Source organism: Paenibacillus sp. N3.4, assembly GCF_008017805.1.
Taxonomy (GTDB): Bacteria; Bacillota; Bacilli; order Paenibacillales; family NBRC-103111; genus Paenibacillus_E.
The window spans coordinates 1-2,462 of sequence record NZ_VRTT01000175.1 but is presented as its reverse complement, the minus strand read 5'-3'; the positions used below and the strand labels follow the sequence as shown (position 1 = coordinate 2,462).

The 2,462-nt window shown below is 52.9% G+C and carries 3 protein-coding genes; all 3 read left to right on the top strand.

Annotation, left to right across the window (positions count from 1 at the left end; translation table 11 throughout):
* Nucleotides 1-83 precede the first annotated feature (83 nt).
* The 3 genes from tnpA to tnpC all read left to right on the top strand — a co-directional run bounded on the left by tnpA (nucleotide 84) and on the right by tnpC (nucleotide 2,405).
* Nucleotides 84-416, top strand: coding sequence for an IS66 family insertion sequence element accessory protein TnpA (gene tnpA, locus FU659_RS34730; RefSeq protein ID WP_147951700.1), 333 nt, complete (start codon nucleotides 84-86; stop codon nucleotides 414-416).
* Complete coding sequence (gene tnpB / locus FU659_RS34725; protein ID WP_147951699.1) at nucleotides 410-763, top strand: IS66 family insertion sequence element accessory protein TnpB; 354 nt, start codon at nucleotides 410-412, stop codon at nucleotides 761-763. The genes tnpA and tnpB overlap by 7 nt, the downstream gene beginning before the upstream one ends.
* A gap of 70 nt (nucleotides 764-833) precedes the next feature.
* Complete coding sequence (gene tnpC, locus FU659_RS34720) at nucleotides 834-2,405, top strand: IS66 family transposase (protein WP_147951701.1); 1,572 nt, start codon at nucleotides 834-836, stop codon at nucleotides 2,403-2,405.
* The last annotated feature ends 57 nt before the right edge of the window (nucleotides 2,406-2,462 follow it).

Genomic DNA, 2,462 nt, shown 5'->3' with positions numbered 1-2,462 from the left:
GTAAGCGTCAAACCCTAGCCACCTTCATTGCCAATTAAGTACGTGAGAAGATGAAAGCAACCAAAATTACAGGAGGTTGCCTCATGACGAATAAAGAACAACGCCGCCAAGAGTGGGCAGCACGAATCGAGAACTACAAGGCCAGCGGCCAAACCATGGCTGTATGGTGCAGCGCCAATGGGGGTAACATCGAGCAACTCAAGTACTGGCTTCGTAAGTTTAAGAATGCTTCTATCTCAGAAGCCAAAGCCGCATCTATCCCCGTCCGTTGGACTTCTCTTACCACAAGCGACTCGCCCGCATTTCCCTCATCTTCTCTAATCCTTCACGTCGGTCCCACGCGTATCGAACTTGAGTCTGGATTCGACCCTGACTTGCTTCTTTCTGTTGTAAAGACACTGCAGCCGCTATGTTGACGCTCCCCAGTAGCCACCGTGTCTATCTCGCTTGCGGCTCAACAGATTTGCGCAAGTCCATCGACGGACTTGCAGCCATCGTACAGGAAGGCTTCGGTCTCGACCCCTTTTCCCCTTGCTTGTTCGTCTTTTGTAATCGTGAACGCAACAAGCTTAAGATGTTGTATTGGGAGCATAACGGCTTCTGGCTCTTCTATCGTCGTCTTGAACGCGGGACTTTTCAGTGGCCAACCGGCAATGAAAGGACGACAGTCGTTTCTTCCCGGGAACTGCGCTGGCTACTCGACGGCCTTTCGCTTAGCCAGCGGCAGGCGCATGCCAAAGTCACGGCTGAGACGGTCATTTAACGCGCAATGTTCGCTGTTTCGCCATACCTGTAGGCAGGAAAAATAGGTCCTCTCCTTGAAATATTCGCGTATGGAAAATAGAGCGGATTCAACCCAAACCGAAAATTATGAAGAGAAAATTGCCAAACAAGATGCGCAGATCGCCGAATTGACGGCGAAGCTCCAATGGTACGAAGAGCAGTTTCGTCTGGGTCAGCACAATCGCTTCGGGGCATCAAGCGAGAAGACTCATCCAGATCAGATGGAACTTAACCTCTTTAATGAAGCCGAGGTGTTGGCGACGCCTGCAACGGAAGAGCCAACTTTGGAGAAGGTCACATACAGCCGCAAAAGGCCTACCAGTCGCGAAGCGAAGCTGGAACAGTTCCCGGTGGAGACGATCTATTATGAACTGCTGGAAGAAGAACGGGCGTGTGCGTGCTGTGGCGGTTCGCTCCACGAGATGAGTACCGAGACGCGTACCGAGCTCAGGCTCATTCCGGCGGAAGTCAAAGTCGTCCGTCATGTACGGCAAGTCTATGGTTGCCGCCACTGTGAACGCGAAGAAATTTGCACGCCCATCGTGACCGCTGCCATGCCAAGGCCGGTCTATCCGAACAGCTTAGCATCCCCATCCATCTTGGCCCATGTCATGAGCCAGAAGTATGTGGACAGTCAGCCGCTGTACCGGCAAGAACAGCAGTTTGCGCGGCTCGGTCTGACTCTTTCGCGTCAGACGCTGGCGAACTGGATGATTTACGGCGCAGAGCAGTGGCTCCTGAGTCTTACTGACCGGATGCGGTCGCATCTGCTGGGGAAGGACATTGTACATGCGGACGAGACGACGCTGCAGGTGTTGCGCGAACCCGGTAAGTCTGCCGAATCACAGTCCTACATGTGGCTGTACCGTACAGGCCGCGCGGACATGCCAATTGTCCTTTACGATTACCGGCCCTCGCGAGGTGGGGAGCATCCGCGCAATTTCCTTGCGGGATACAAAGGATATCTGCACGTAGACGGGTACTCCGGCTACCACAAGGTGTCTGGCGTAACACTTGTGGGTTGTTGGGCACATGCGCGCCGTGAGTTCACAGATGCGATTAAAGCGATGCCGCCCACAGCAGAGAAGAGCGAAGCGGTCGCTCAGCAGGGTTTGAATTTCTGCAATCAGCTCTACGCCATCGAGCGGGAACTCAAAGAAGTCACGCCCGAAGAACGTCATACCGTCCGCCAGGAGCGCAGCCTTCCGGTATTGGATGCTTTTTTAGCATGGCTGAAGCAACAGCGGGGTCGTACGCTACCGAAAAGTGCAACTGGCAAAGCCATAACTTACTGTTTAAACCAGTGGGACAAACTAAACGGATTTATGAAGGACGGACGTCTAGAGATCGATAACAATCGAAGTGAGCGTGCAATTAAGCCGTTCGTCATTGGACGGAAAAACTGGCTTTTCGCCAACACGGCTCGCGGAGCAAAAGCCAGTGCCACGATCTACAGTGTGATGGAAACGGCCAAGGAAAATGGACTGAATCCATTTCAGTATTTACAATACCTCTTCGAGCAACTGCCTCAGCTGACAGATCCAAACGATCCCGAAGCACTGGACAAGTTGCTACCGTGGTCGCCGACGCTACCGCTCGCTTGCCGAGTATTTAAACAATAATTACAGTATACGAAAGCCCTCAACATGACTGCATGGTGGGGGCTGTTTGACGCTTAC

Coding starts and splice junctions, on each gene's coding strand:
- tnpA (WP_147951700.1), top strand. CDS start 84: ATGACGAATAAAGAACAACGCCGCCAAGAGTGGGCAGCACGAATCGAG.
- tnpB (WP_147951699.1), top strand. CDS start 410: ATGTTGACGCTCCCCAGTAGCCACCGTGTCTATCTCGCTTGCGGCTCA.
- tnpC (WP_147951701.1), top strand. CDS start 834: ATGGAAAATAGAGCGGATTCAACCCAAACCGAAAATTATGAAGAGAAA.